This is a genomic window from Streptomyces sp. NBC_00523 (assembly GCF_036346615.1).
In the GTDB taxonomy this organism is placed as follows: Bacteria; Actinomycetota; Actinomycetes; order Streptomycetales; family Streptomycetaceae; genus Streptomyces.
Window position 1 is genome coordinate 2,333,603 of sequence record NZ_CP107836.1, and the last position, 25,277, is coordinate 2,358,879.

Annotated in this window: 20 protein-coding genes; 6 read left to right on the plus strand and 14 right to left on the minus strand. The window is 73.2% G+C overall.

Annotated features, from left to right (window positions below; all coding sequences use genetic code 11):
• Nucleotides 1-54: 54 nt before the first annotated feature.
• The 5 genes from OHS17_RS10575 to hrcA form a co-directional block, all read right to left on the minus strand.
• Nucleotides 55-462 (minus strand): hypothetical protein, encoded by a 408-nt coding sequence (locus OHS17_RS10575; protein ID WP_330315216.1) that lies wholly within the window; start codon nucleotides 460-462, stop codon nucleotides 55-57.
• Between the two features lie 192 nt (nucleotides 463-654).
• The gene (locus tag OHS17_RS10580) at nucleotides 655-1,401 is read right to left on the minus strand and encodes a 16S rRNA (uracil(1498)-N(3))-methyltransferase (protein WP_330311958.1); all 747 of its coding nucleotides are present in this window, start codon (nucleotides 1,399-1,401) and stop codon (nucleotides 655-657) included.
• Nucleotides 1,398-2,471: a nitronate monooxygenase gene (locus OHS17_RS10585; RefSeq protein ID WP_330311959.1), complete on the minus strand. Its 1,074-nt coding sequence runs from the start codon at nucleotides 2,469-2,471 to the stop codon at nucleotides 1,398-1,400. The genes OHS17_RS10580 and OHS17_RS10585 overlap by 4 nt, the downstream gene beginning before the upstream one ends.
• Nucleotides 2,472-2,591: 120 nt before the next feature.
• Nucleotides 2,592-3,728: a molecular chaperone DnaJ gene (dnaJ, locus tag OHS17_RS10590; protein ID WP_018103248.1), complete on the minus strand. Its 1,137-nt coding sequence runs from the start codon at nucleotides 3,726-3,728 to the stop codon at nucleotides 2,592-2,594.
• A complete protein-coding gene (gene hrcA, locus OHS17_RS10595) occupies nucleotides 3,729-4,745 on the minus strand; it encodes a heat-inducible transcriptional repressor HrcA (RefSeq protein WP_018103247.1) in 1,017 nt (338 codons plus the stop codon).
• A 185-nt stretch (nucleotides 4,746-4,930) separates the two neighbouring features.
• Here hrcA and OHS17_RS10600 point away from each other — a divergent pair, with 185 nt between their 5' ends.
• The 3 genes from OHS17_RS10600 (at nucleotide 4,931) to OHS17_RS10610 (ending at nucleotide 9,488) form a co-directional block, all read left to right on the plus strand.
• Nucleotides 4,931-5,653 (plus strand): MBL fold metallo-hydrolase, encoded by a 723-nt coding sequence (locus OHS17_RS10600; RefSeq protein WP_330311960.1) that lies wholly within the window; start codon nucleotides 4,931-4,933, stop codon nucleotides 5,651-5,653.
• A 25-nt stretch (nucleotides 5,654-5,678) separates the two neighbouring features.
• Nucleotides 5,679-6,497, plus strand: a complete 819-nt coding sequence (locus OHS17_RS10605; protein ID WP_330311961.1) for a DUF3097 domain-containing protein — start codon at nucleotides 5,679-5,681, stop codon at nucleotides 6,495-6,497.
• 117 nt (nucleotides 6,498-6,614) lie between these two features.
• Nucleotides 6,615-9,488 (plus strand): hypothetical protein, encoded by a 2,874-nt coding sequence (locus OHS17_RS10610; RefSeq protein ID WP_330311962.1) that lies wholly within the window; start codon nucleotides 6,615-6,617, stop codon nucleotides 9,486-9,488.
• Between the two features lie 18 nt (nucleotides 9,489-9,506).
• Here the strand turns inward: OHS17_RS10610 and hemW are convergent, their stop codons facing one another.
• The 4 genes from hemW to lepA all read right to left on the minus strand — a co-directional run bounded on the left by hemW (nucleotide 9,507) and on the right by lepA (nucleotide 16,888).
• Nucleotides 9,507-10,748: a radical SAM family heme chaperone HemW gene (gene hemW, locus OHS17_RS10615; protein ID WP_330311963.1), complete on the minus strand. Its 1,242-nt coding sequence runs from the start codon at nucleotides 10,746-10,748 to the stop codon at nucleotides 9,507-9,509.
• A 45-nt stretch (nucleotides 10,749-10,793) separates the two neighbouring features.
• Complete coding sequence (locus tag OHS17_RS10620; protein WP_330315217.1) at nucleotides 10,794-12,686, minus strand: ATP-binding SpoIIE family protein phosphatase; 1,893 nt, start codon at nucleotides 12,684-12,686, stop codon at nucleotides 10,794-10,796.
• A gap of 221 nt (nucleotides 12,687-12,907) precedes the next feature.
• Complete coding sequence (locus OHS17_RS10625; RefSeq protein WP_330311964.1) at nucleotides 12,908-14,797, minus strand: AMP-dependent synthetase/ligase; 1,890 nt, start codon at nucleotides 14,795-14,797, stop codon at nucleotides 12,908-12,910.
• Nucleotides 14,798-15,013: 216 nt separating this feature from the next.
• The gene (lepA, locus tag OHS17_RS10630) at nucleotides 15,014-16,888 is read right to left on the minus strand and encodes a translation elongation factor 4 (protein WP_026242679.1); all 1,875 of its coding nucleotides are present in this window, start codon (nucleotides 16,886-16,888) and stop codon (nucleotides 15,014-15,016) included.
• Nucleotides 16,889-17,102: 214 nt separating this feature from the next.
• Between lepA and rpsT the strand changes: the two genes are divergently transcribed.
• Nucleotides 17,103-17,369 carry a 30S ribosomal protein S20 gene (gene rpsT, locus OHS17_RS10635; protein WP_018103239.1) on the plus strand — a complete coding sequence of 89 codons (267 nt, stop codon included), beginning with the start codon at nucleotides 17,103-17,105 and terminating at the stop codon, nucleotides 17,367-17,369.
• Between the two features lie 371 nt (nucleotides 17,370-17,740).
• On the opposite strand, the gene holA is transcribed toward rpsT, so the two are convergent.
• Nucleotides 17,741-18,736 carry a DNA polymerase III subunit delta gene (gene holA, locus OHS17_RS10640; RefSeq protein WP_330311965.1) on the minus strand — a complete coding sequence of 332 codons (996 nt, stop codon included), beginning with the start codon at nucleotides 18,734-18,736 and terminating at the stop codon, nucleotides 17,741-17,743.
• Nucleotides 18,737-18,819: 83 nt separating this feature from the next.
• Here holA and OHS17_RS10645 point away from each other — a divergent pair, with 83 nt between their 5' ends.
• A complete protein-coding gene (locus OHS17_RS10645; protein WP_330311966.1) occupies nucleotides 18,820-19,065 on the plus strand; it encodes a hypothetical protein in 246 nt (81 codons plus the stop codon).
• 38 nt (nucleotides 19,066-19,103) lie between these two features.
• Here OHS17_RS10645 and OHS17_RS10650 read toward each other — a convergent pair whose 3' ends face one another.
• Complete coding sequence (locus OHS17_RS10650; RefSeq protein ID WP_330311967.1) at nucleotides 19,104-19,988, minus strand: YceI family protein; 885 nt, start codon at nucleotides 19,986-19,988, stop codon at nucleotides 19,104-19,106.
• 146 nt (nucleotides 19,989-20,134) lie between these two features.
• Nucleotides 20,135-20,944 carry an arylamine N-acetyltransferase family protein gene (locus OHS17_RS10655; RefSeq protein ID WP_330311968.1) on the minus strand — a complete coding sequence of 270 codons (810 nt, stop codon included), beginning with the start codon at nucleotides 20,942-20,944 and terminating at the stop codon, nucleotides 20,135-20,137.
• 101 nt (nucleotides 20,945-21,045) lie between these two features.
• On the opposite strand from OHS17_RS10655, the gene OHS17_RS10660 reads away from it, so the two are divergent.
• Nucleotides 21,046-21,501 (plus strand): pyridoxamine 5'-phosphate oxidase family protein, encoded by a 456-nt coding sequence (locus tag OHS17_RS10660; RefSeq protein WP_330311969.1) that lies wholly within the window; start codon nucleotides 21,046-21,048, stop codon nucleotides 21,499-21,501.
• 152 nt (nucleotides 21,502-21,653) lie between these two features.
• On the opposite strand, the gene OHS17_RS10665 is transcribed toward OHS17_RS10660, so the two are convergent.
• Together OHS17_RS10665 and OHS17_RS10670 are read right to left on the minus strand one after the other, a co-directional pair.
• On the minus strand, nucleotides 21,654-24,509 hold the full coding sequence (locus tag OHS17_RS10665; protein WP_443066128.1) for a ComEC/Rec2 family competence protein: 2,856 nt from the start codon (nucleotides 24,507-24,509) through the stop codon (nucleotides 21,654-21,656).
• Complete coding sequence (locus OHS17_RS10670) at nucleotides 24,506-25,273, minus strand: helix-hairpin-helix domain-containing protein (protein WP_443066129.1); 768 nt, start codon at nucleotides 25,271-25,273, stop codon at nucleotides 24,506-24,508. The genes OHS17_RS10665 and OHS17_RS10670 overlap by 4 nt, the downstream gene beginning before the upstream one ends.
• Between the last annotated feature and the right edge of the window lie 4 nt (nucleotides 25,274-25,277).

Genomic DNA, 25,277 nt, shown 5'->3' on the forward strand with positions numbered 1-25,277 from the left:
CGTGCCGCGGGTACACGCGGACCGGGTCATCGGCCAACCGCCGCGGTCACACCGCTACTTGCCGGGGTACGCGGTGACCGTCACCGTCACGGTGGCCGTCGGGCCGCTGCCCGGGCCCGGGGCTCCGGCGGGCGGGGCGGTCGTGGCCGGGGCGGTGCAGTCGCCGAGCAGGGTGGCCCGGAAGACGGCGCGCCCACCGGTCTTCGCGGTCATGTCGCCGCGTACGCACCGGCCTTCGACCGCGTAGGTCACCTGCCCGTCCAGCGCGATGTCCCCGCCGGACTTCGTCTTGCCGTCGCAGTGGACCTCGGCCGCCCGGCGGGTGGCGGAGGGCGCCGCGGAGCGGGCCTCACCCCCGTCGACCGAGGCGGTGCAGGTCAGCCAGCGCACCTGGACGCCTTCGTGCTCCAGGGCGCGGGTGGCGGTCCGGTCCGTGGTGAAGGCGACGGACGCGGTGTTCAACGCGCCGGTGGCGTCGCCCGGTTCACAGGCGGTGAGCCCGGCGACGGCGGCCGCGGCGAGGCAGAGCGCGGCCGGAAAACGACGGGCCGCACGACGGCCCCCTGCCCTTGATGTCCCCATACGGGCAGCTTCCCACCCCGTCCGAGGGCACGGTAGACCGCTTCCGGGCACAACCACTCCATCGGGGACGGCTTACGACCAGCGCCCCGTGCGCCCCAGGAGCAGCGCCGTCGCCGCGGTGCCCGCCGTCGAGGTGCGCAGGACCGAGGGGCCGAGGCGGCAGGTGTGGGCGCCCGCGGCGGCGAACGCGGTCAGCTCGTCCGGCGACACACCGCCCTCGGGGCCGACGACCAGCACGATCTCGCCCTCGTCGGGCAGGGCGACGGTGGCCAGCGCTTCGCTCGGGTGGTCGCGGTCCTCGTGCAGGACGGCCGCGAAGTCCGCCCCGGCGAGGAGGCCCGCGACCTGCTTGGTGGTGGCCAGGTCCGCCACGTCCGGGAAGAGCACCCGGCGCGACTGCTTTCCGGCCTCCCGGGCCGTGGCGCGCCATTTGGCCAGGGACTTGAGGCCGCGGTCGCCCTTCCACTGGGTGATGCAGCGCGCCGCCTGCCAGGGGACGACCGCGTCGACACCGGTCTCCGTCATCGTCTCCACGGCGACCTCGCCCCGGTCCCCCTTGGGCAGAGCCTGGACGACGGTGATCCGCAGCGCGGGGCGCGGCTCCTCGTGGACCGGGGCCAGGTCGCCGACGACCAGCCGGTCCTTGCCCTCGGCGGCGCGCACGACGCCCTGGGCCCACCGGCCGCGGCCGTCCGTGAGGACGACCTCCTCGCCGGTGCGCAGGCGCTTCACGGAGACGGCGTGGCGTCCCTCGGGTCCGTCGAGGACGAACTCGGGTGCGTCCGGCAGGTGTCCGACGACGAAGACGGGTGCCGTCACTGTGCGCTCCTTGTGCTCACTGCCGTCCGTGCGGCGTCCAGTTCCTCGGCGAGCAGCCGGACCAGCCGTCCGGCGGGCAGCTCGCGGGCCATGCGGTGGCCCTGCCCGGCCCACAGCGCCATGCCCTGGGCGTCCCCGACGCGGGCGGCGGCCTTGCGCAGCACGGAGGTCATGTGGTGGACCTGGGGGTAGGCGGCGGGGGCGTACGGGCCGTGCTCGCGCACGAAGCGGTTGACCAGGCCGCGTGCCGGGCGCCCGGAGAAGGCCCTGGTCAGGGTGGTCCGGACGAACAGCGGGTTGGTCAGGGCCTGTTTGTGCAGGACGTGGGCGCCGGACTCCGGGCAGGCCAGGAAGGCGGTGCCGAGCTGGGCGGCGTCGGCGCCCGCCGCGAGGACGGCGGCGATCTGGGCGCCGCGCATCAGGCCGCCCGCGGCGACGACCGGTATCTGCACGGTCTCGCGGACCTGGGCGACCAGGCTCAGCAGCCCGGTGCCGCCGTCCTCGGTCGCCGGGTCGTCGTGGAACGTGGAGCGGTGGCCGCCCGCCTCGGTGCCCTGGGCGCAGACGGCGTCGGCCCCGGCCCACTCGGCGGCCTGGGCCTCCTCCGGCGAGGTGACCGTGACGACGGTGTACGTACCGGCGGCCGCGAACGCGTCGAGCGTGTCGCGCGAGGGGCAGCCGAAGGTGAAGGAGACGACCGGGACCGGGGCTTCGAGGAGGACGGCGAGCTTGTCCTCGTAACCGTCGTCGCCGGGGACGTCCGGGTCGCCGAGCCCGGTCTCGTAACGGCCCACCTCGTCCGCGAGCCGGTGGCGGTAGTCCTCCAGCGCGGCGGGGTCCGCCGGTTCGCACTGCGGCATGAAGAGGTTGACGCCGAAGGGCTGCCCGGTCAGGGCGCGCACCTGCTGGATCTCGTCGCGCAGGGCGTCCGCCGTCTTGTATCCGGCGGCCAGGAAGCCCAGCGCACCGGCCTCGGAGACGGCGGCGGCGAGCTGCGGGCAGGACGGACCGCCGGCCATGGGGGCCTGCACGAGGGGATACCGGCAGAGAGCGGTCAGCGCGGAGGGCATGACCGCATCGTGTCATGTCCTTCCTGTCCCGTGATGCCCGCCCCACGGCAGCGTTTTGGCCGGTCGCGGTGCGACGGTACGGGCCCGGAGGCCGGGCCCGTACCGTCGCGCCGCAAGCCGTCAGCGGCCGTTGAAGGCGTCCTTCAGGCGGGAGAACAGGCCCTGCTGGCCCGGCTGGAACTGACCGGTGGGCCGCTCCTCGCCACGCAGCTTGGACAGTTCGCGCAGCAGGCGTTCCTGCTCGGGGTCGAGCTTGACCGGAGTGGTCACCTCGACGTGCACGATCAGGTCGCCGCGTCCGCCGCCCCGCAGGTGGGTGATGCCGCGCCCGTGCAGCGGGACCGACTGGCCGGACTGGGTGCCCGGCCGGATGTCGACCTCCTCCAGGCCGTCCAGCGTCTCCAGCGGCACCTTGGTGCCGAGGGCCGCCGCCGTCATGGGGATGGTGACCGTGCAGTGCAGGTCGTCGCCGCGGCGCTGGAACACCGCGTGCGGCAGCTCGTGGATCTCGACGTAGAGGTCTCCGGCGGGGCCGCCGCCGGGGCCGACCTCGCCCTCGCCCGCGAGCTGGATGCGGGTGCCGTTGTCGACACCGGCGGGGATCTTCACGGTCAGCGTGCGCCGCGAGCGGATGCGGCCGTCACCGGCGCACTCCGGGCACGGGGTCGGCACGACCGTACCGAAGCCCTGGCACTGGGGGCAGGGGCGGGAGGTCATGACCTGGCCGAGGAAGGACCGGGTGACCTGGGAGACCTCACCGCGGCCGCGGCACATGTCGCAGGTCTGCGCCGAGGTGCCCGGGGCCGCGCCCTCGCCGCTGCACGTGGTGCAGACGACGGCGGTGTCGACCTGGATGTCCTTGGTGGTGCCGAAGGCCGCCTCGGCGAGGTCGATCTCCAGCCGGATCATGGCGTCCTGGCCGCGCCGGGTGCGCGAGCGGGGCCCGCGCTGCGACGACGTGCCGAAGAACGCGTCCATGATGTCGGAGAAGTTGCCGAAGCCGCCCTGGCCGAAGCCGCCCGCACCGGCGCCGCCGGACTGCGAGAGCGGGTCTCCGCCGAGGTCGTAGACCTGCTTCTTCTGCGCGTCCGACAGGACCTCGTAAGCGGCGTTGATCTCCTTGAACCGCTCCTGGGTCTTCGGATCGGGGTTGACGTCCGGGTGCAGCTCGCGGGCGAGCCTCCGGAATGCCTTCTTGATCTCGTCCTGGGAAGCGTCGCGGCGCACGCCGAGTACGGCGTAGTAGTCCGTGGCCACTTACGACTCCGCCAGGATCTGTCCGACGTAACGTGCCACTGCGCGTACCGCTCCCATCGTTCCGGGGTAGTCCATGCGGGTCGGTCCGACCACGCCGAGTTTGGCGACTGCCTCGTCGCCCGAACCGTAGCCGACCGCGACGACGGACGTGGAGTTGAGGCCCTCGTGGGCGTTCTCGTGCCCGATGCGTACGGTCATGCCCGAGTCCTTGGCCTCGCCGAGCAGCTTCAGCAGCACGACCTGTTCCTCCAGTGCTTCGAGCACCGGCCGGATCATCACAGGGAAGTCGTGTCCGAAGCGGGTGAGGTTGGAGGTGCCGCCGATCATCAGCCGCTCCTCCGTCTCCTCGACAAGCGTTTCGAGCAGGATCGAGAGGACGGTGGACACGGTTCCCCGGTCCTCGCTCTCGAAGGATTCCGGCAGGTCCTGCACCAGCTGCGGGACGTCGGCGAACCGGCGCCCCACCACCCGGCTGTTGAGCCGGGCCCGCAGATCGGCGAGCGAGGTCTCGCCGAACGGCGCCGGGCAGTCCACCAGCCGCTGTTCGACCCGTCCGGTGTCCGTGATCAGCACGAGCATCAGCCGCGCCGGGGCCAGGGACAGCAGCTCCACGTGCCGCACCGTCGAACGGGTCAGCGAGGGGTACTGCACGACGGCGACCTGCCGGGTCAGCTGCGCGAGCAGCCGTACGGTGCGGCCCACGACGTCGTCCAGGTCGACCGCGCCGTCGAGGAAGTTCTGAATGGCGCGGCGCTCGGGCGAGGAGAGGGGCTTGACGCCCGCCAGCTTGTCCACGAAGAGCCGGTAGCCCTTGTCCGTCGGGATGCGCCCGGCGCTGGTGTGGGGCTGGGCGATGAAGCCCTCCTCCTCCAGCACCGCCATGTCGTTGCGGACGGTCGCCGGGGAGACCCCCAGCTTGTGCCGCTCCGTGAGCGCCTTGGAGCCGACGGGCTCCTCGGTCCCGACGTAGTCCTGGACGATCGCGCGCAGCACTTCGAGTCTGCGTTCGCTGAGCATCGCGCGCACACCTCCAGCTGTCCACGTCGGTGTTCCCGGGCCGTTCCCGGGATTCCTCCTGGCACTCGGTGCGTACGAGTGCCAGCGATCCCCGGCCAGTGTACGGCGACGGGGTGGTGCCCTAGCAAGGGCGACCGGCCACGCTACCTCGCTGCCGCGCAGGTCGCTGCCGATAGCGTCGCCGTATGGATGCCTCTTGGGAAGACTTCGGATGGGAGCGGCTGGGTCACGGAACGGGCCGCCGGCGCCTTCCGGTCTGGGACGCGACGGCCCTGCTGGTGGCCGGTCCGGACGGGGTGCTGCTCTGTGACACCGGTGCGTCACTGCGCGAGGGCGTGGAACTGCGCACCCAGGCCGAGGCGCTGCTCGGCCGGAGGGTGACGCACATCGCACTCAGTCACCCCCACTTCGACCATGTGCTGGGCACGGCCGCGTTCGCCGGGGCCCGGGTGTACGGCTCCGAGGGCACGGCGGAACTGCTGCGTCACGGGGCCGGTGAGCTGTACGCGGACGCGGTGGCCCAAGGCCTGCCCGAGGCGGACGCGGCCGAGTCCGCCGATGTGCTGGTGGCCCCGCGCCACGAGGTGCGCGGGGAGCTGACGGTGGACCTGGGCGGCGGCCGGGAGGTGGTCCTGGTGAACGTGGGCGCGGCGCACAGCGGCCACGACCTGGCAGTGCTGGTCCCGGGCTCCCCCGCGCTGGTGTTCTGCGGGGACCTGGTCGAGGAGTCGGGCGAGCCCCAGGCCGGTCCGGACGCCAGCCCCGCGCGCTGGCCGGCCGCGCTGGACCGGCTGCTGGAGCTGGGCGGGGACGGCGCGTTGTACGTACCGGGGCACGGGGCGGTGGTGGACGCGGCGTTCGTCCGGGCCCAGCGGGCCGCACTGGCTGGGCGGTTCGGCGTGTCGTAGGTCGTCCCCCGCTTATCGTCGTGCGATGCGCAGCTACCAGCCCGATCTGACCCCGCCGTGGAAGAAGTCCGCCCCCGCCCCGGAGGTGCCCGCCGAGACCGATCTGGTCGTGGAGGAGGCGGTCACCGGTTTCTGCGGCGCGGTGATCCGGTGCGAGAAGACCGCCGAGGGGCCGACGGTGACCCTGGAGGACCGGTTCGGCAAGCACCGGGTCTTCCCGATGGCGCCGCGCGGCTTCCTTCTGGAGGGCCGGGTCGTCACGCTGGTGCGCCCGTCGGCCGGGGGGCCGGCGCGGCCCACGCGTACGGCCTCCGGTTCGGTGGCGGTGCCCGGGGCTCGGGCGAGGGTGGCGCGGGCCGGGCGGATCTATGTGGAGGGGCGGCACGACGCGGAGCTGGTCGAGCGGGTCTGGGGCGACGACCTGCGCATCGAGGGCGTGGTCGTGGAGTACCTGGAGGGCATCGACGACCTGCCCTCGATCGTGCGGGAGTTCGCGCCCGCGCCGGACGCCCGCCTCGGCGTGCTGGTCGACCATCTGGTGCCCGGCTCCAAGGAGTCCAGGATCGCGGCCCAGGTGTCGGACGGCAACGTGCTGGTGGTGGGGCACCCGTACATCGACGTGTGGGAGGCCGTGAAGCCCTCGTCGGTGGGGATCGCGGCGTGGCCGGTGGTGCCGCGCGGGCAGGACTGGAAAACGGGCGTGTGCCGGGCTCTGGGCTGGCCGGAGAACACCGGGGCGGCCTGGCAGCGCATCCTGTCCTCGGTCCGCTCCTACCGGGACCTACAGCCCGAACTCCTGGGCCGCGTCGAGGAATTGATTGATTTCGTCACCCTTCCGGACTGATGTCCGGCCGGCCTTCCCCTCGATCCGGCACCAATCCGGATGAATAGCTGCGCCTCGCACACATCATCGGTTATTGAGTGGGGCCAGGCTCTTTTCGCGAGGGAAGGCACGGGGGCGATGGCACGCGAGGTCTGGCGGGACACGGCGGAGAACGAGGCGGCCTCCGCCGTCTTCCATTTCGTGCAGCAGCTCATCGACGGCTACCGCCACAACCGGCCCGTGATGCCGCTGGTGGTCCTCCAGGCCGCCGACGCCGACGTACCGCCCGAGGTGGACGCCCGGGTCGAGCAGATCGTGCGCCAGGTCCACCGGGCCAACCAGCCGCGCCGCGTCCCCCTGCGCCTGCTCGACGGGCACGGCGACTCCCCGTACGACGCGGCGCTCGACATGGTCCGCACGCTGACCGAGAAGCCGTGGGAGACCCGGGGCGGTTCGCAGTACAAGCCGTTCGCGTTCCCCCGTTCCCGGCTGCTCGGCGCCATCGAGCAGGCCACCGAGGCCGTGCTGCGGGACCCGGACCCGGGCTGCACCCGGGACCAGCGCGACGAGCGGATCCTGGAGGAGCTGAGCGCGCTGCGCTGGCGGGCCGGGCGGCGCGGCCGGGGCACCTGGTGGACCGCGCTGCGCGAGTCGGTGCGGCCGGAGACCTTCGTGGGGGCCGTGGTCATCGCGGTCCTGGGCGTGCTGCTCGGCGAGATCGGCTGGCTGCCGACCATGCTGGTGGCCGTGGGCGCGGTCCTCGGGCTCGCGGTGATCCGGCTGATGACGACGTCGGCGCCGCCGCTGCTGTGGCTGCGCCGGGCCAGCCGGTGGTTCGCCACCACCTCGTCGCTGGCCGCCGCCAGTACCGGCTATCCGTCGGACGGCTGGTCCCGTCTCTCGCCCAGCGGTTCGTGGCGGGTGATCCGGGCACGGGCGGCGGTGGTCGCGGGGCGGGTGGCCGACGCGGCGGCGGGCGACGAGCGGTCCCGCCAGTTCCACCTGGAGCTGAGGGTCCAGGCGCTGCTGGAGGACCTGCGCAACAACTACCGGCCGCACGCGCCGGACTGGCGGCGCGGCAAGCGGACCGTGCCGCCGGTGGTCTTCCTGCCGAGGGCCGTCCAGAGCAACGGCGGCGTGCAGCTGATCAACGCCCTCAACAACGTCCGCTCCCGGCGCAGCGAGGTCGATCCGCTGCTGCTCCTGGCCTCGCTGCCGGCGGCCGAGATCCTGCGGCACACCCCGCCGCTGCCGCCCGACCCGCCGCCCGTGCACACGGGTGCGGCGCGGGCCCGGTACGAGGACTGGGTCGGCCATCTCAGCGTGGGGCAGGCGCCCTCGGGCACGGCCACGCCCGCCTGGGTGCTGCGGCTGCCGCTGTCGACGGACCAGCTGACCCATGAGCACGCGCACGCGCAGCTCTCCACGCAGCGGGTGCGCAGGACGTGGGTGTGGTGGGTGATGTCGCGGACGACGCTCGCCGGTCTGATGGCCGGCGCGCTGCTGGGCACGATGCTGCTGAGCAACCACCTGGCGAACCGTTACTGCCACGGTCCGCTCACGGATGTCGACACGGACTCGGTTCGGCTGGCCCGGCCGGGCGGCGGCGACAAGGAGTGCATCGGCGTGGCGACGTCCACCCGGGTGCGCTTCGCGGAGGGCAACGGCCTGGAGCTGGACGGGGCCGGGGCCGGGGTCGCCTTCGACCGGATCGAGCGGGCGGTGGCCGAGGAGAACGCCTCGATCGAGCCGGGCGACAAGTACGTCACGCTGATCTACGCGGGTCCGTTCACCGCCCCGACCGCGGAGCCCACCCGCAAGGCCCTGGAGGAGCTGACCGGCGTCTACCTCTACCAGCACCACACCAACACGCTGGGCTTCTCCGTGAAGCTTCGGGTGCTGACCGCCAACGGCGGGCAGGACATGCTCCAGCAGATACCCGCGGTGCGGAAGATCATCGAGGTGGCCGAAAGAGATGCGTCGGTCGTCGGCGTGGTCGGGCTCGGCCGGGACACCACCGACAGCCCGGAGGCCACCGCGCTCCTTCAGCAGGCGGGCCTGCCCGTGGTGGACACCACCAACTCCGGGGGTTATCTGGCGACGGACTACTCCAACTACTTCGGCCTGGCGGCCACCGACCAGGAGCAGGCGGACGCCCTCGGCCTCGTCGCGAAGCAGGTGGCGGCGGGGGCGCCGGGCACGCACAAGCCCCGGGCCCTGGTCCTGTCGCGCAAGCTCGTCAACAACGACAAGGACCGCTACACGGTGGAGCAGCGCAAGGTGGGCAGCGCGATGCTCGCCAAGTCGGGCTTCGCGCTGTCGGAGCCGGTGGAGTACGACCTCGGCCGCCGCAGCAGCGCCGATCTGGACCGCCCCGTGCAGCAGATCTGCGCGGCGGACCCGGCGCCGGACGCGCTGTACTTCGCGGGCCGGGTCGAGGACGTCTCCAACCTGATGAGCCGCCTCGCTCGCAGCTGTTCGCGCCGCCCCATCACCGTCTTCACGGGCGACGACCTGACCAAGACCCGGCTCGACGCGAGCACGGACACCACGAAGAACGTCACGCTCTACCACACGGCCCTCGCCCCGATGGGCCGCGGCCGCGCGGACGGCTTCTACGAGGAGTCGCACCGGGCCCTGGCCAAACTGCTGCCCGAGGGCGGGACGCTTCCCCGCCTCCCGGTGTCGAAACCGTACGAGGACCCGCTCTTCGCGAGCGGCCAGTCGGTGATGTCGTACAGCGCCACGGCCGCGCTGTACGACGCGGCGAGCCACGGCGACGCGGTGAACAGCGCGGCGGAGACCTGGGCGAACCTGTACGCGGTGAACCTGCGGACGATGCCCACGGGGACGATCACCTTCCGCGGCTTCATCCCGTACGAGGCGCAGGCGGGCCACGGTCTGGACGTCGTGCAGATCACCTACCCGGACGGCCGGAGCCACGCCCGGGTCATCTGCGGCCGGGCGGCGGGGAAGGTGGCGCTGGAGCCGCCGGAGTGCCCGCTGAAGTGAGCGGGGGCCGACGCCCGCTCAGTCGACCAGGTCGCGTACCACCGCGTCGGCCAGCAGCCGCCCGCGCAGCGTCAGCACGGCCCGTCCGTCGGCGAACGGTCCCGGTTCCAGGAGGCCGTCGTCCACCGCCCGGCGGGCCGCCGCGAGGCCGGCCGGGGCGAGCAGGGAGAGCGGGCAGCCGTCCACGAGCCGCAGTTCCAGCAGGATGCGCTCGACGCGGCGGTCCTCGGCGGACAGGATCTCGCGCCCGGCCCCCGGCGAGCGCCCCTCGGCGAGCGCCTGCGCGTACGCCCCCGGGTGCTTCACGTTCCACCAGCGCACGCCCCCTACGTGGCTGTGCGCCCCCGGTCCGGCGCCCCACCAGTCGGCGCCCCGCCAGTACAGCTCGTTGTGCAGGCAGCGGCCCTCGGGCGTGCGGGCCCAGTTCGACACCTCGTACCAGGAGTAGCCGGCGGCGGCCATCGCCTCGTCCGCCATGAGGTAGCGGTCGGCGTGCGCGTCGTCGTCGGTCATCGGGATCTCGCCGCGCTTGATGCGGCGGGCGAGGCCGGTGCCCTCCTCCACGATCAGCGCGTACGCGGAGACGTGGTCGGGCCCGGCGCCGATCGCCGCGTCCAGGGACGCGCGCCAGTCGTCGTCGGACTCGCCGGGGGTGCCGTAGATCAGGTCCAGGTTGATGTGCTCGAAGCCGGCCGCCCGCGCCTCGGCCACGCAGGCCTCGGGCCGGCCCGGGGTGTGGGTGCGGTCGAGGATCTTCAGGACGTGCTGCCGGGCGCTCTGCATGCCGAAGGAGATCCGGTTGAAGCCGCCCGCGCGCAGCTCCGCCAGGTAGGCCGGGCCCACGGACTCCGGATTGGCCTCGGTGGTGATCTCGGCGTCGTCGGCGAGCCCGAACTCGTCGCGGACCGCCGCCAGCATCCGGACCAGGTCGGCCGCGGCGAGCAGGGTCGGGGTGCCGCCGCCGACGAAGACCGTGCGGACCGGGCGGGGGTCGTCGCCGAGGACCTTGCGGGCCTGGCGGACCTCGCCGATCAGGTGGGACGCGTAGTTGTCGCGGGAGGCCAGCGCACCGCCGGAGCCGCGCAGCTCGGTCGCCGTGTAGGTGTTGAAGTCGCAGTAGCCGCAGCGGGTCGCGCAGTACGGCACGTGCAGGTAGAAGCCGAGCGGGCGGCCGGCTGCGCCTTCCAGGGCATGGCGGGGCAGCGCCCCGTCGTCGGGCACGGGTTCACCATCGGGCAGTACGGAAGGCATACCGCCCATTGTCGCGCGCCGCCCGGCAAACGGACGCCATGCCCCGGACCGGCGCTACTCGGCCTGGAGCACCAGCAGCGCCAGGTCGTCGTCCGGCGGCCGCTCGGCGAAGTCGTGCACGGCGTGCTTGATGCGCTCCGCGATCTCCTCCGCACTCAGCCCCGCGCACCCCGACAGCGCCTGCGCCAGCCCGTCCCCGTCGTCGAACATCAGGCCGCCCGAGCGCCGCTCCGTGACCCCGTCGGTGACGCAGAGCAGGCTGTCGCCGGGCGCCAGGTCGAAGCTCTGGGTCTCGTAGACGGCGTCGTCCATCAGCCCGAGCAGCAGCTGCGGCTCGGCGGCGGGGCGCACGGTGCCGTCCGGGCGCAGCAGCAGCGGCAGCGGGTGCCCGGCACTGGCCAGGGTGCAGCGGGCGCCGCCACCGGGCAGCGGCACCAGCTCCCCGTACAGCAGGGACAGGAAGCGGGACTGCCCGCCGTTGTCCGCGGAGTGCTGGCCCCCGGCGGCGGCGACCATGAGCGCGGCGGCCTCGGCGGCCTCCATGGCGTCGTCCAGGAGCAGCCGGTTGAGCCGGACCAGGACCTCGTCGGCCTGGAAGCCCTCGCGGGCCAGCAGCCGCAGCCAGGGGCGCGCCAGGCCGGTGACGACGGCGGCCTCGGGGCCGCTGCCCTGGACGTCGCCGAGGACGAAGCACCAGCGGTCGCCGGGGCAGGGGAAGATGTCGTAGAAGTCACCGCCCACGACGCCGTCGTCGCTCGGTTCGTAGACGAGGGAGCTGGCCACCCCCGGTATTTGGGCGACCTTGCTGGGCAGCAGCCCGCGCTGGAGGATGCGGCTGATGGTGGCCTGCCGGGTGTAGGCGCGGGCGGCGCCCACGGCGAGGCCGACGCGGCGCACGAAGTCCTCGATGAGGGCCGTCAGCTCGTCGGGCAGCCGGTCGGTGGACTCGCGGCCCAGGAGTACGGCTCCGAGGGTGCGGCCGCCCGAGGTGATCCGGTAGGCGAAGGCGACGCCCTCCTGCTCGTCCGGCGGCTCGCCGTCCTCCGCGCTGCCGGGCCACGGCATGGTGACGGCGCCGGTGCCGACGCGCTCGGGGAGCCGGAGCGGGTCGCCCTCCAGCAGGGCGCGCAGCGTCCCGATGTGCTCCTCGTCCACGTGCCAGACCTTGGCGAGGCGGGGGACGGCCGCGGGGCCGCCGCTCTCGGGCTCCAGCCAGATCGCGCACCAGTCGGCGAGGCGGGGGACGAGTAACTGCCCGGCGAGGGCCGCCACGATGTCCTCGTCCAGCTGCCCGGCCAGCAGGTCGGACGCCTCGGCGAGGAAGGACAGCGCGCCGCGCCCGGCCCAGTCCCCGTCGTCGCGGCCGGTGCGCCGGGCGGAGGGGGCGAGCAGCTCGGCGGCGCGCAGGCCGCGGTCGAGCCCGGTCTCGCCGCGCCCCTCGGGGAACGGGTTCCAGTCGTCCACGGGGAGCCGGGCCCAGACGGTCTTCGTGCCGGTGCGGTAGGTGATGCCCCAGCGCTCGGCGAGGGCGGCGACGATGTCCAGCCCGCGCCCGTAGTCGGCGGGCTCGCCCACGCCCTCGGAGCTGTGCGCATGGTCGCCGCGGACCGTGCGGCCGGGGTGGTGGTCGGAGACCTCCAGGACCAGGGCGGACTGCTCGTCCTCGGTGGCCTCCTCCAGCCGGAAGAGGAGTTCGACCGCGGTGCCCGCGTGGACGACGGCGTTGGTCACCAGCTCGCTGACGATCATCGCGGCGTCATCGGACAGCCGCTCGCTGAACCCGACCGCGGCGGGCAGCCCCAGCCCGGTCCACTCGTCCAGCGCGGCAGTGACGAACCTCCGGGCCGCCGCGGGCGCGAGGAGGTTGCCGGGCAGGCTGGTCCGGGCGACCGGCTGTGAGCCTGTGGCGGCGGTGGTTCCGGGACGCTGCACGATGTCCCGCTGCAAGGGAATGGACCCCACAGGGCGGCTCCTGACCTGTTCTCGCTCTGCCTGTTTCTCCGTGGTGCGCCGCTGACGACACGGACAGAGTGACAGATCGGCCCTTCACATACGCGCCGAGTTACCGAAGTGGGTGGTCAAGACGTTGCGGTGAGAACACGCCGGCCCCCCGCGCCGGTGTGCGCGGGGGGCTTTCGGGGGGCGTACGGAGGTGCCGCGGGCGCCCGTCAGGCCTCGCGGGAGCCCGCGTACATCTCCTCGATCAGGTCCTTGTAGGTGCGCTCCACGACCGGCCGCTTCAGCTTGAGGCTGGGCGTGACCTCGCCGTGCTCGATGTCGAGGTCGCGCGGGAGCAGCCGGAACTTCTTGATGGTCTGCCAGCGCTGAAGGCCCTCGTTGAGCCGCTTCACGTAGCCGTCGATCAGCTCGACGGTCTTCGGGGAGGCCACGACGTCCGCGTACGACTTGCCCTCCATTCCGTTCTCGGCGGCCCAGCCGAGGAGGGTGGGCTCGTCCAGGGCGATCAGCGCGGTGCAGAAGTTCCGGTCCGCGCCGTGCACCAGGATGTTGGAGACGAACGGGCACACGGCCTTGAACTGGCCCTCGACCTCGGCGGGCGCGATGTACTTGCCGCCGGAGGTCTTGATCAGGTCCTTCTTGCGGTCGGTGATCCGGAGGTAGCCGTCCACGGAGAGCTCGCCGATGTCGCCGGTGTGGAACCAGCCGTCGGCCTCCAGCACCTCGGCGGTCTTGTCCGGCAGCCCCTGGTAGCCCTGCATGATGCCGGGGCCGCGCAGCAGGATCTCGCCGTCGTCGGCGATCCGCACCTCGGTGCCGGGGAGCGGCTTGCCGACCGTGCCGGTGCGGTAGCTCTCGCCGGGGTTGACGAAGGAGGCGGCGCTGGACTCGGTGAGGCCGTAGCCCTCCAGGATGTGGATGCCGGCGCCGGAGAAGAAGAGCCCGATGTCGGGGGCGAGCGCGGCGGAGCCGGAGACGCAGGCGCGGAGCCGGCCGCCGAACGCCTCGCGGATCTTGGCGAAGACCAGCGCGTCGGCGACCTTGTGCTTGCTGCCGAGCGCGAAGGGCACGGACGCCTTGCCGGTGCGCCGGAAGTTGTCCTGGGAGACCTTGGCGTACTCGCGGGCGACGCCGGCCGCCCACTGGAAGATCTTGTACTTGGCCCCGCCGCCCGCGCGCGCCTTGGCCGCGACCCCGTTGTAGACCTTCTCGAAGATGCGCGGCACGGCGGCCATGTAGGTCGGCTGGACGACCGGCAGATTCTCGATGATCTTGTCGACGCGGCCATCGACCGCGGTGACGTGGCCGACCTCGATCTGCCCGGAGGTGAGGACCTTGCCGAAGACGTGGGCGAGCGGCAGCCAGAGGTACTGGACGTCGTCCTTGGTGATCAGGCCGGTGGAGACGGTGGCCTTGGCCATGTACGACCAGTTGTCGTGCGGCAGCCGTACGCCCTTGGGGCGGCCGGTGGTGCCCGAGGTGTAGATGAGGGTCGCCAGCTGCTCGGAGGTGATGGCGTCGACGCGCTCGCGGACCGCCTCCGGGTTCTTCGCCAGGTGCTCGGTGCCCAGGGCCTCCAGCTCGGCCAGGGTGAGCACCCAGCCCTCGGGGTCGCCCTCGGCCGGTCCTGCGCCCTCCGCGTCGATGACCACGACATGGGCGAGGTTCGGAAGCTCGGCGCGGCGCTCGCGGGCCTTGGCCAGCTGGACGGCGTCCTCGGCGATCAGGACCCGGCTCTCGGAGTCGGCGAGGATGAACGCCGACTCCTCGGCGTTGGTGGAGGGGTAGACCGTGGTGGTCGCGGCGCCCGCGCACATGACGCCGAGGTCGACGAGGATCCACTCGACCCGGGTGGAGGAGGCGAGCGCGACGCGCTCCTCCGGGTTCACGCCGAGCGCGATGAGCCCGGCGGCGACGGCGTACACCCGCTCGGCGGCCTGCGCCCAGCTCAGCGACTTCCACTCGTCGGGGCCCTCGCCGCCGGCCGCGGGCACCGGGTAGCGGTACGCCTCCCCGTCCGGGGTGGCCGCCACCCGGTCGATGAAGAGGGTCGCCACGGAGGGCGGACGGTTATCGATCATGGTCTGTGTGTCGCTCACGACATCCTCCGGGCCTGCGGCGATGGTGCTTGCTGCTGTCTGCGTCTACGTGCTGCGATCCCGCTTGCTTAACTGGCGAGTAACTAAGAAGTCGTGATCAGGGTAGAGCGCCCGCGCGCCCCGCGTAAGGGGCAATCGGACGCCGCTTGATAACGAACGGGCCCCCGCACCGCAGCGTGCTGCGATACGGGGGCCGCCTGTCCTGTCCTGCCCGGACTACTTCTTGGCCTTGCCCTCACCGGCGGACTCGTCGGTCGACAGCACGGAGATGAACGCGTCCTGCGGCACCTCCACGTTGCCGACCATCTTCATCCGCTTCTTGCCTTCCTTCTGCTTCTCCAGCAGCTTGCGCTTACGGGAGATGTCGCCGCCGTAGCACTTGGCGAGGACGTCCTTGCGGATGGCGCGGACGGTCTCACGGGCGATGACCCGGGAGCCGATGGCCGCCTGGATCGGCACCTCGAAGTTCTGCCGGGGGATGAGCTTCTGCAGCTTGGCGACGAGGCGTACACCGTACGCGTACGCCTTGTCCTTGTGCGTGACCGCGGAGAACGCGTCGACCTTGTCGCCGTGCAGCAGGATGTCGACCTTGACGAGCTGGGCCGACTGCTCGCCGGTGGGCTCGTAGTCGAGGGAGGCGTAACCCCGGGTCTTGGACTTCAGCTGGTCGAAGAAGTCGAAGACGATCTCCGCGAGCGGCAGCGTGTAGCGGATCTCGACGCGGTCCTCGGAGAGGTAGTCCATACCGAGGAGGGTGCCGCGGCGCTGCTGGCACAGCTCCATGATCGCGCCGATGAACTCGCTGGGCGCCAGGACCGTGGCCCGGACGACCGGCTCGTGCACCTTGTCGATCTTGCCCTCGGGGAATTCACTCGGGTTGGTGACGACGTGCTCGCTGCCGTCCTCCATCTCGACCCGGTAGACCACGTTGGGCGCGGTGGCGATGAGGTCGAGGCCGAACTCGCGCTCCAGCCGCTCGCGGACCACGTCCAGGTGGAGCAGGCCGAGGAAGCCGACGCGGAAGCCGAAGCCGAGCGCCGCGGAGGTCTCCGGCTCGTACACCAGGGCGGCGTCGTTGAGCTGGAGCTTGTCCAGGGCCTCGCGCAGGTCCGGGTAGTCCGAGCCGTCCAGCGGGTAGAGCCCGGAGAACACCATCGGCTTGGGGTCCTTGTAGCCGCCCAGGGCCTCGGTCGCGCCGTTGTTCAGCGAGGTGATCGTGTCACCGACCTTGGACTGCCGGACGTCCTTCACGCCGGTGATGATGTAGCCGACCTCGCCGACGCCGATGCCGTCGGAGGGCGTCATCTCCGGCGAGGAGACACCGATCTCCAGCAGCTCGTGGGTGGCGCCGGTCGACATCATCCGGATCCGCTCGCGCTTGTTGAGCGAGCCGTCCACGACACGGACGTACGTGACGACGCCCCGGTACGAGTCGTAGACCGAGTCGAAGATCATCGCGCGGGCGGGCGCGTCGGCGTTCCCGACGGGTGCCGGGACGTCCCGGACGACGCGGTCGAGCAGCGCGTCCACGCCCATGCCGGTCTTCGCGGAGACCTTGAGCACGTCCTCCGGCTGGCAGCCGATGAGGTGGGCCAGCTCCTCGGAGAACTTCTCGGGCTGGGCGGCCGGAAGGTCGATCTTGTTGAGCACCGGGACGATGGTGAGGTCGTTCTCCATCGCCAGGTAGAGGTTGGCCAGGGTCTGGGCCTCGATGCCCTGCGCGGCGTCGACCAGCAGGATCGTGCCCTCGCAGGCGGCCAGCGACCGGGAGACCTCGTACGTGAAGTCGACGTGGCCCGGCGTGTCGATCATGTTGAGGACATGGGTGCTGCCCTGGCCCTCACCGGTGGTCGGCGCCCAGGGCAGGCGGACCGCCTGGGACTTGATGGTGATGCCGCGCTCGCGCTCGATGTCCATCCGGTCGAGGTACTGAGCGCGCATCTGCCGCTGGTCGACCACCCCGGTGAGCTGGAGCATCCGGTCGGCAAGGGTCGACTTGCCGTGGTCGATGTGCGCGATGATGCAGAAATTGCGGATCAGCGCCGGGTCGGTACGGCTCGGCTCGGGCACGTGGAGAGGAGTCGCGGGCACGCAGGGTCCTGATTCTTGAGACGCCGGACGCCGTGTCTCGGGTCGGTTCGGGTCGGGGCGGATCTGTACGTAGCCTCCATCGTCCCACGCCTGCGGGGCGGCGACCGGTTTGGGCCGGTCGGACCGCTCCTGCTACCGTGGACAGCTGTGCCATGTGGCTCTCGGGCCGCATGGACACACATCGAAGATCCAACGAACCTGAAAAGGCTCTTTCGTGGCGAACATCAAGTCCCAGATCAAGCGGAACAAGACGAACGAGAAGGCGCGCCTGCGCAACAAGGCCGTCAAGTCGTCGCTCAAGACCGCGATTCGCAAGGCCCGCGAGGCCGTCGCCGCCGGCGACGTCGAGAAGGCCACCGTCGCCGTGCGCGCCGCGTCCCGTCAGCTGGACAAGGCCGTCTCGAAGGGTGTCATCCACAAGAACGCCGCCGCCAACAAGAAGTCGGCGCTGGCCTCCAAGGCTGCCACCCTCCAGGGCTGAGCGATCTGATCCCACCGCCGGAACGGATCAAGCGGGCCCTCTACCCCGCTCCTGCCCGGCCCCCGCGCCGCACACCGAACCTGCGTTCGCCACGCGGGTGCGACGCACCCATCTGAACCCGAGGCCCCGCCACCCTTTCCCCAGGGAGCGGGGCCTTCGGCGTGGGCTTTCAGCCCTGCACGCAGGCAGGCAAACCCGGCCCAGGCCGACAAAACCCAGCCCGTCCGGCGCTTGAGGACGCCCGAACCCGCACGCCCACGGCCCGCGCGGCAAACCGAGCCGGTCCGGCGCTTGAGGACGCCCGAACGGCAAGTTCAAGCCCGTCCGGCGCTTGAGGACAACCGCGGCGCGCGGCCCCCACCGCACCGCAACTACCGCGGGCTACGCCCGCCCCGCGCGGCCCCCGCCACGGCCACCACCGCCTTCTCCAACGCGTACTCGGGGTCGTCCCCGCCCCCCTTCACCCCCGCGTCCGCCTCCGCGACCGCCCGCAGCGCCACGGCGACCCCGTCCGGCGTCCACCCCCGCATCTGCTGCCGCACCCGGTCGATCTTCCACGGCGGCATGCCCAGCTCACGCGCGAGGTCCGCCGGCCGCCCCCCGCGTGCTGAGGAGAGCTTGCCGATCGCCCTGACACCCTGCGCCAGCGCGCTGGTGATCAGAACGGGAGCCACGCCCGTGGACAGCGACCAGCGCAGCGCCTCCAGGGCCTCCGCCGCCCGGCCCTCGACCGCCCGGTCGGCGACCGTGAAGCTGGACGCCTCGGCCCGCCCCGTGTAGTAGCGCCCGACGACCGCCTCGTCGATCGTGCCCTCGATGTCCGCGACGAGCTGCGACACCGCGCTCGCCAGCTCCCGCAGGTCGCTCCCGATGGAGTCGACCAGCGCCTGGCACGCCTCGGGCGTCGCGGACCGCCCCAGCGCACGGAACTCACCCCGCACGAAGGACAGCCGCTCGGCCGGCTTCGTCGTCTTCGGGCACGCCACCTCGCGGGCCCCCGCCTTGCGGGCCGCGTCGAGCAGGCCCTTGCCCTTGGCGCCGCCCGCGTGGAGCAGGACGAGGGTGATCTCCTCGACCGGGTCGTCCAGATACTTCTTGACGTCCTTGATCGTGTCCGCGCTCAGATCCTGCGCGTTGCGCACGACCACGACCTTGCGCTCGGCGAACAGCGACGGACTGGTCAGCTCGGCCAGCGTGCCCGGCTGAAGCTGGTCGGGGGTGAGGTCCCGGACGTCCGTGTCGGCGTCGGCGGCCCGCGCGGCCGCCACCACCTGCCGCACGGCGCGGTCGAGGAGCAGGTCCTCCTGCCCCACGGCGAGCGTGAGCGGGGCGAGCGGGTCGTCGGTGGAATTCCTTCTGGTGGCCATCGCCGTCCAGCATCCCACGGGCCACTGACAGCCCGGTTCCGGCCGGGTCCGCCGCACCCTCCCCCGTATCCGAGAATGAGCACGTGAGCGATGAGAGACACGTGCTGGTGCTGCCCGACCGCGACGCCGCCGAGGACGCGGCGGAGGAGCTCGCCGACCGCTTCGGCGTCACCGACGAACCGCAGCTCGTACGGGACGCGCTGGCCGGCGAGGACGACGCCGAGGACGCCCAGTGGCTGGTCGTCGTGGAGGACCCGGACCACCGTCTCGACCCGGCGGCGCTCGACGCGTTCGCCGCGGAGCACGAGGGGTGGCTGGAGGCGCCGTAGGACCGGCGCCCCCGGGGCCGGCCCCACGGGGCGGGGACTCAGCCCTTCGGGACGATCTGGACGTCCATCTCGATGGAGATGCTGGGGCCGACGACCGCGATACCGCGCGCCAGCATCGTCTGCCAGGTGAGCGTGAAGTCCTCGCGGTGCAGCTGCGTGGTGGCGCGGCAGGCGGCCCGGGACTCGCCCTCCATACCATTGCCCAGCCCGAGGTACTGGGTGTCGAGGGTCACCGTACGGCTCACCCCGTGCAGCGTGAGCGCACCGCTCACACCCCAGCGGGTCCCGCCCCGGTGCACGAAGCGGTCGCTGTAGAACTCCAGCGTCGGGTAGCGGCCGACGTCCAGGAAGTCGCTGGAGCGCAGGTGGTCGTCGCGCATCTGCACGTTCGTGTCGATCGACGCGGCGTCGATGACCACGTGCATCGCCGAGTCCTCCATGCGGTCGCCGATCCGCACCGCCCCCGCGAAGGTGTTGAACCGGCCGTGGATGCGGGCCATCCCGATGTGCCGGGCGGTGAAACCGATCTGGGAGTGCATCGGTTCGATCTCCCAGTCGCCCGGCTCCGGCAGCTGCGGCGGCGCGGCGACCTGGAGCGTCACATCGCCGAGGCTCGCATGGCCGCCCTCGGTGACCGTCGCCGAACCGTGGAAGGGGGTGAACCCCTCCGCCGTGACGGCCAGCCGGTACTCCCCCGCCGGAACCGTGGCCATGACACTGCCGTACGGGTCGGTCTCGCCGCCGACCACCTTGCGCCCCGCCCGGTCCGTCAGCACGAACTCCGCCTGTGTCACGGGCTCGTTGACCGGGTCGAGCACCCGGCAGCTGAGGACACCCGCCGAGTCCGGCACCACCAGTCCGGCCAGGGCGCCACCCCGAGCGGCACCCGTCGCACCTTTGTTTCCGAACCAACGGCCGAACATCTCCACACACTCCCGGGCACTCGCTCACCTCGGGCCGGAGGGCAGACGTCGTTGTCGGAGCAGCGGCCCGCCGACGAGCATTGATTCGACCACCATTGAGGCGTTCGAGGCAAACAGAGCGGGTCGCGGCGGCTTGGGCGCAGGTGTTACCGAAGGTCCGATTTTCCGGGCAGCCGGTCCAGGCGCAGTCCGAAGTGGTCCCGATAGGCCGCCAGCACCTCGTCGTCGCTGCCCAGCGGGGTCTCGTGCCGCTCGCCGCCCACCGTCGTGAGGAGCCTGCGGCCGCTGAGGGTGATCCGGCCCTCGTCCGTGCTGCGCGAGCAGACCGGGGCCCGGGTGAAGTGGGAGTCGGGCGAGGTGCGGTGGTACCAGGCGCCGGCCCGGAAGTCGGCCAGCTCCCTGGGCCGCCGCTCCAGCCGGAGCTGGGGCTTGCCGTCGCGGAGGACGTCGAGGTCCCCGGACCCCTCGCCGCCCGCCTCGGCCGGGGCGATCCGGAAGACACCGGCCGGGTCCTCCTGGTCGGCGCGGTCGTCGAACGCGAGCGGGTGCCTGGCGTGGTCGCCGAAGCCGACGTCGGCGAGCCACGGCCCGGTGCCGTCCTCCGTCCCGACCCGCAGCGCCAGATGGTCGTACGGGATGCCGAGCCGTCCCCCGTCGCCGTGGACCCGGGCCTGGAGAAGAGTGACGCGGAAACCGAGCGCCCGCAGCAGGACGGCGAACGCGCCGTTGAGTTCGTAGCAGAAGCCGCCGCGCTCGCGGGCCACGATCTTGTCCAGGAGCGGTCCGTCCTCCAGCACGATGTCCTCGCCGAGGTGGATGGAAAGGTTCTCGAAGGGCACGGCGACGAGGTGGCGCAGTTGCAGTTCACGCAGCGCCGAGGCGTCGGGACGGGCGGGCCTGACCGCGCCGATGCGGTCCAGGTAGGCGTCGATGGTCTGCGGCAGCTGCGGGTCCATGGAGCCAGTCTGTGCCGCCGCCCCGGCCGCGCGCCATGCGCCACTGGTCCTAGGTCCGACGACGGTGTTACGTGGCCGGGGCACCGGTTAGCGTGCGCGGCATGGCCTTCTCGGAACCGGCGCGCAGCTGTGAACAGCGCAAGCAGGACGTACTCGAACGCCTGGAGAAGGACACGGACGCCTGGGTGTCGACGGCTTCCGCCGACGGGGCGCCGACCCTGGTGCCGCTGTGGTTCGTGTGGGACGGGGAGACCTTGCTGATGGCGACCCGGCGCACCAATCCGACGGCGGTCAACCTGACGCCGGACGGCCGGGCCCACATCGCCCTGGGCCACACCCGCGACGTGGTCATGATCGAGGCGACGGGCGAGGTGGTGGAGGGCACCGACCTTCCGTCGGCGTCGGGCGACGCGTTCGCCGCGAAGTTCTCCTGGGACCTGCGGGGGCGGCCCGCCTGGGTGTACCTCCGCTTCACCCCGTACGCGGTCCGGGCCTGGCGGGAGTCCAACGAGCAGCCCGGCCGCGACCTGATGACGGACGGACACTGGCTGGTCTGAGGCCGGGGCCCCGGGGGCCATCGTGGGTCCCGTGGGTCCCGTGGGTCCCGTGGGTCCCGTGGCTGTCGTGGCTGCCGTGGCTGCCGTGGGTCCCATGGCTGCCACCCGGTCCGGGGCCAGGCGCGCCGCCCGCCGCCTCGCGTCGTATCCCGTCATGACCGCCCCACCGCCCGCAGCCCGCTTCCCGCGCCGGTCACCGCGATCGCCCCGTCCCGGTCGGTGCGCAGCACCACCGCCCCCTCCGCCGCGAGCGCGTCGACGGTCCGGGGCGCCGGGTGCCCGTACGGGTTGTCCCGGCCCACGCTCACCAGCGCGAACCTGGGCCGGACGGCCCGCAGCAGGGCGCTGTCCTGATGCGCGGAACCGTGGTGGGCCACCTTGAGCACGTCCACCCGGGGCAGCTCCGGATGGCTCAGCAGCAGCGCCTGCTGGGCGGGCGGTTCCAGATCGCCGGGCAGCAGCAGGGTGAGCCCGCCGGCCCGCACGAACAGGGTGACGCTGGCGTCGTTCGGGTCCTGCGGAACGCCGTACGGGACGGGACGGGCAGCCGGGACCGCGCCCGCCGACACCCCACCCGCCTCGCCCGGAGGCCACAGCACCTGCCAGTCCAGCTTGCCGATTCGCCGCCGTTCGCCGGGGGCGGCCCGCAGGACGGGCACACCGGCCCCCGCCGCCGTTCTCCGGACGAACGCGGCCTGCTCCGGCGGCTCGTCCAGGCTCGTCGTCTGGATCGCGCCCACCGCCCTGCCGCGCAGCACCCCGGGGAGCCCTCGCACATGGTCGGCGTGGAAGTGGGTGAGCAGGAGCAACGGGACGCGGCTGACGCCCAGTTCGCGCAGGCATCGGTCGGCGAGCCGGGGATCGGGACCGGCGTCCACGACCACGCCGGAGCCGGGCCCGGCCGCGAGCACCAGGGCGTCGCCCTGTCCGACGTCGCACATGGCGAACGCCCAGCCGGGCGGCGGCCACCCGGTCAGCACCCGCGTCAGCGGCGCCGGCCGGAGCACCGCGAGGACCAGCAGAAGCGCGGCGGCCGAGCAGACCCAGGGCCGCCGCCCGGCCCAGCGCGCGGCCGGTACCAGGACCAGGATCACGGCGGCCAGCAGCGCGGCCCCTGACAGGCCGTCGGGCCAGTCGGTCTCCGCTCCGGGGAACGCCGCTCCGGTCCTGGCCACCGCGGCGATCCACGCGGTCGGCCACCCCGCCACCCTGGCGAGCAGCCCGGCCGCCGGCATCGCCGCCGGTGCCACGGTCAGCGCGGCGAACCCGAGGACCGTGGCGGGTGCCACGGCGAACTCCGCCAGCAGATTGCACGGGACCGCCACCAGACTCACCCGGGAGGCGAGCAGCACCACCACGGGCGAGCACACCGCCTGCGCAGCAGCCGCGGCGGCCAGCGCCTCCGCCAGCCGGGGCGGCACCCGGCGCCTGCGCAGCGCGTCGGCCCAGCGCGGGGCGAGGGTCAGCAGGGCGCCGGTGGCCAGCACCGACAGCACGAAGCCGTAACTGCGCGCCAGCCACGGGTCGTAGAGCACCAGCAGCAGCACGGCGGCGCACAGCGCGGGGATCAGTGTGCGGCGGCGCCCCGTTCCGATGGCGAGGAGCGTGATCAGCCCGCACGCGGCGGCCCGCAGCACACTCGGTTCGGGCCGGCAGACCAGGACGAAGGCGAGCGTGAGCCCACCGCCGAGCAGTGCGGTCATCCGCAGGGAGATCCCGAGCCTGGGCGCCAGTCCCCCGCGTTCGACGCGTAGCGCCCGGCCGGGCGGCCCGATGAGCAGAACGAGAAGAATGCCCAGGTTTGACCCGGATACGGCCATCAAGTGCGTGAGGTCGGTCGCACGGAACGCGTCATGCAGTTCGGGGGTGACCCGTGACGTGTCGCCGACGACCAGGCCCGGCAGCAACGCCCGCGCGTCGGGGCCCAGTCCGTCGGTGGCCTCGCGCAGCCCGGCGCGCAGCCGGCCCGCCGTGCGCGGGAGGAGACTGGGCGGCCCGGTCACCCTGGGCGGGGCCTTGCCGTCCGGCCGCAGCACGGCGGCGAGCCGTTCGCCCTTGTGCAGCGGGGGCGCCAGCCGCCCGGTGATCCGCAGGCTGGTGGAGGGCAGCAGCCGCTGCCAGGCCGCCGCCGCGCCGCCCGGCGGGACGATGACCAGGACCGGCGTCCGCAGCCGTACGGCGGTGCCGTCGGACCTCGTCAGCCGGGTGACCTCCGCGTCCAGGAGGAGGGAGACGGGCGTGCTGTGGTCGCCGCGCACCCGGGGGAACGTGCGCCGGGCATCGGAGGTGAGGGTGATGTCCGCCTGGACGCGCGCGTACTGCCGGGCCAGTCCGGGCACGGGGCCCCGGCGCGCATCGGCACCGTGCAGTGCGGCGGACGCCGCCCCGGCCGCCGCGCAGAGCAGCACCGCCGCGACAGCGGTCCCCCGCAACCGCCGGCGCGCCCGCCGGTCACCGGACGCGGTGGCGGCCTCAGCCGCACCCCGCGCCCGAACGCCGCCGACCTCACCCTGCGCCCCGGCACCACCGACTTCGCCGCCGACGCCCCTCGCCCTGACGCGACCCCCCTCACCGCCCACACCCCGCGCTCCGGCATCACGAACTTCCCCGCCCCCGCACCGCGCCCCGACGCCGTCACCCTCACCGCCTCCAGCTCGCGCCCCGGCGCCACCGACCTCACCCTGCGGCCCGACATCACCGCCCACACCCCGCACCCCGGCACCCCCGCCGTCACCCCCCGCACGACACCGCCGCAGCCCCACCGCGAGCAGCACCATCGCCGTCCCCAGGCACAGCACCACACCCATCGCCGCCCAGCGCCCCGGAGCGCCCACCGCGAGTCCGGCGCCCGCCCAGGCCGCCGCTGCCGGGGCGAGGAGCCGGAGGTCGGCCGGGCCCTCCTGCCGGGGGTCGGAGAGCCCCAACCGCTTGCCCGACGCCGCGTGGACATCGGGCGCCGCGTGCAGCCCCGACGCCCCGAGGGCGTCCCCCGTGTCCCCCGCGTTCACGGCCGCACCCGGGGCTGCAGATCCGCGAACCGGCGGGCGCCGATCCCGTTGACCTCGCGGAGTTCGTCCACGGACCGGAAGCCCCCGTGCTGCGTGCGGTAGTCCACGATGTGCTGGGCCAGCACGGGGCCGACGCCCGGCAGCGTCTCCAGCTGCTCCGCCGTCGCGGAGTTCAGGCTCACCGGCCCGCCCCCCTCAGCGGCGGAACCAGCCCCTCCGGGCCCCGGGGCCGGGGCCTGCGGGGCGCCCACCACGATCTGCTCGCCGTCCATCAGCACCCGGGCCCGGTTGAGCCCCGCCAGGTCCGTCCCGGGCCGCGCCCCGCCCGCCGCCGTCAGCGCGTCGTCCACCCGCGATCCGGCGGGCAGCCGGCGCAGCCCCGGGTCCCGCACCTTCCCGCTGACGTCCACCACGATCTGCCCGCCCGGACCGGCAGCGGGCCCCGGAGACGGCTCGGGCCGGCCGCCGCCCCCGGGCTCCGCCTTCGCGTCCTCGTCCGGCGCGAGCGCAGGCGCGTGCACCGCCTCACCCACCATGTCCGGGGCCCGGATGCCCTCCGGCCGGGCGGACCAGAAGTGCATCCCGGCGAACACGGCGGCCGCGACCAGGACCACGGCGAGCGCCGCAAGGGTCCTCGGCTCCAGGCCGCATCGGAGCTGCACCCACATCGGCAACCGCTCCCGCACCGCGAACACGGCCGCCGCCCACCGCCCCACGGGCGCCCCGCCCACCGCACCCGAGGGCGCCTCCCCGCCACCGTCCACGGCA

Bases quoted from the DNA above. Each gene is read 5' to 3' on its own strand.
- OHS17_RS10650 (WP_330311967.1), bottom strand. From the start codon at position 19,988: ATGTTCGGCCGTTGGTTCGGAAACAAAGGTGCGACGGGTGCCGCTCGG.
- holA (WP_330311965.1), bottom strand. From the start codon at position 18,736: ATGGCCACCAGAAGGAATTCCACCGACGACCCGCTCGCCCCGCTCACG.
- OHS17_RS10610 (WP_330311962.1), top strand. From the start codon at position 6,615: ATGGCACGCGAGGTCTGGCGGGACACGGCGGAGAACGAGGCGGCCTCC.
- OHS17_RS10585 (WP_330311959.1), bottom strand. From the start codon at position 2,471: ATGCCCTCCGCGCTGACCGCTCTCTGCCGGTATCCCCTCGTGCAGGCC.
- OHS17_RS10660 (WP_330311969.1), top strand. From the start codon at position 21,046: ATGGCCTTCTCGGAACCGGCGCGCAGCTGTGAACAGCGCAAGCAGGAC.
- OHS17_RS10605 (WP_330311961.1), top strand. From the start codon at position 5,679: ATGCGCAGCTACCAGCCCGATCTGACCCCGCCGTGGAAGAAGTCCGCC.
- hemW (WP_330311963.1), bottom strand. From the start codon at position 10,748: ATGGGCGGTATGCCTTCCGTACTGCCCGATGGTGAACCCGTGCCCGAC.
- OHS17_RS10655 (WP_330311968.1), bottom strand. From the start codon at position 20,944: ATGGACCCGCAGCTGCCGCAGACCATCGACGCCTACCTGGACCGCATC.
- hrcA (WP_018103247.1), bottom strand. From the start codon at position 4,745: ATGCTCAGCGAACGCAGACTCGAAGTGCTGCGCGCGATCGTCCAGGAC.
- OHS17_RS10600 (WP_330311960.1), top strand. From the start codon at position 4,931: ATGGATGCCTCTTGGGAAGACTTCGGATGGGAGCGGCTGGGTCACGGA.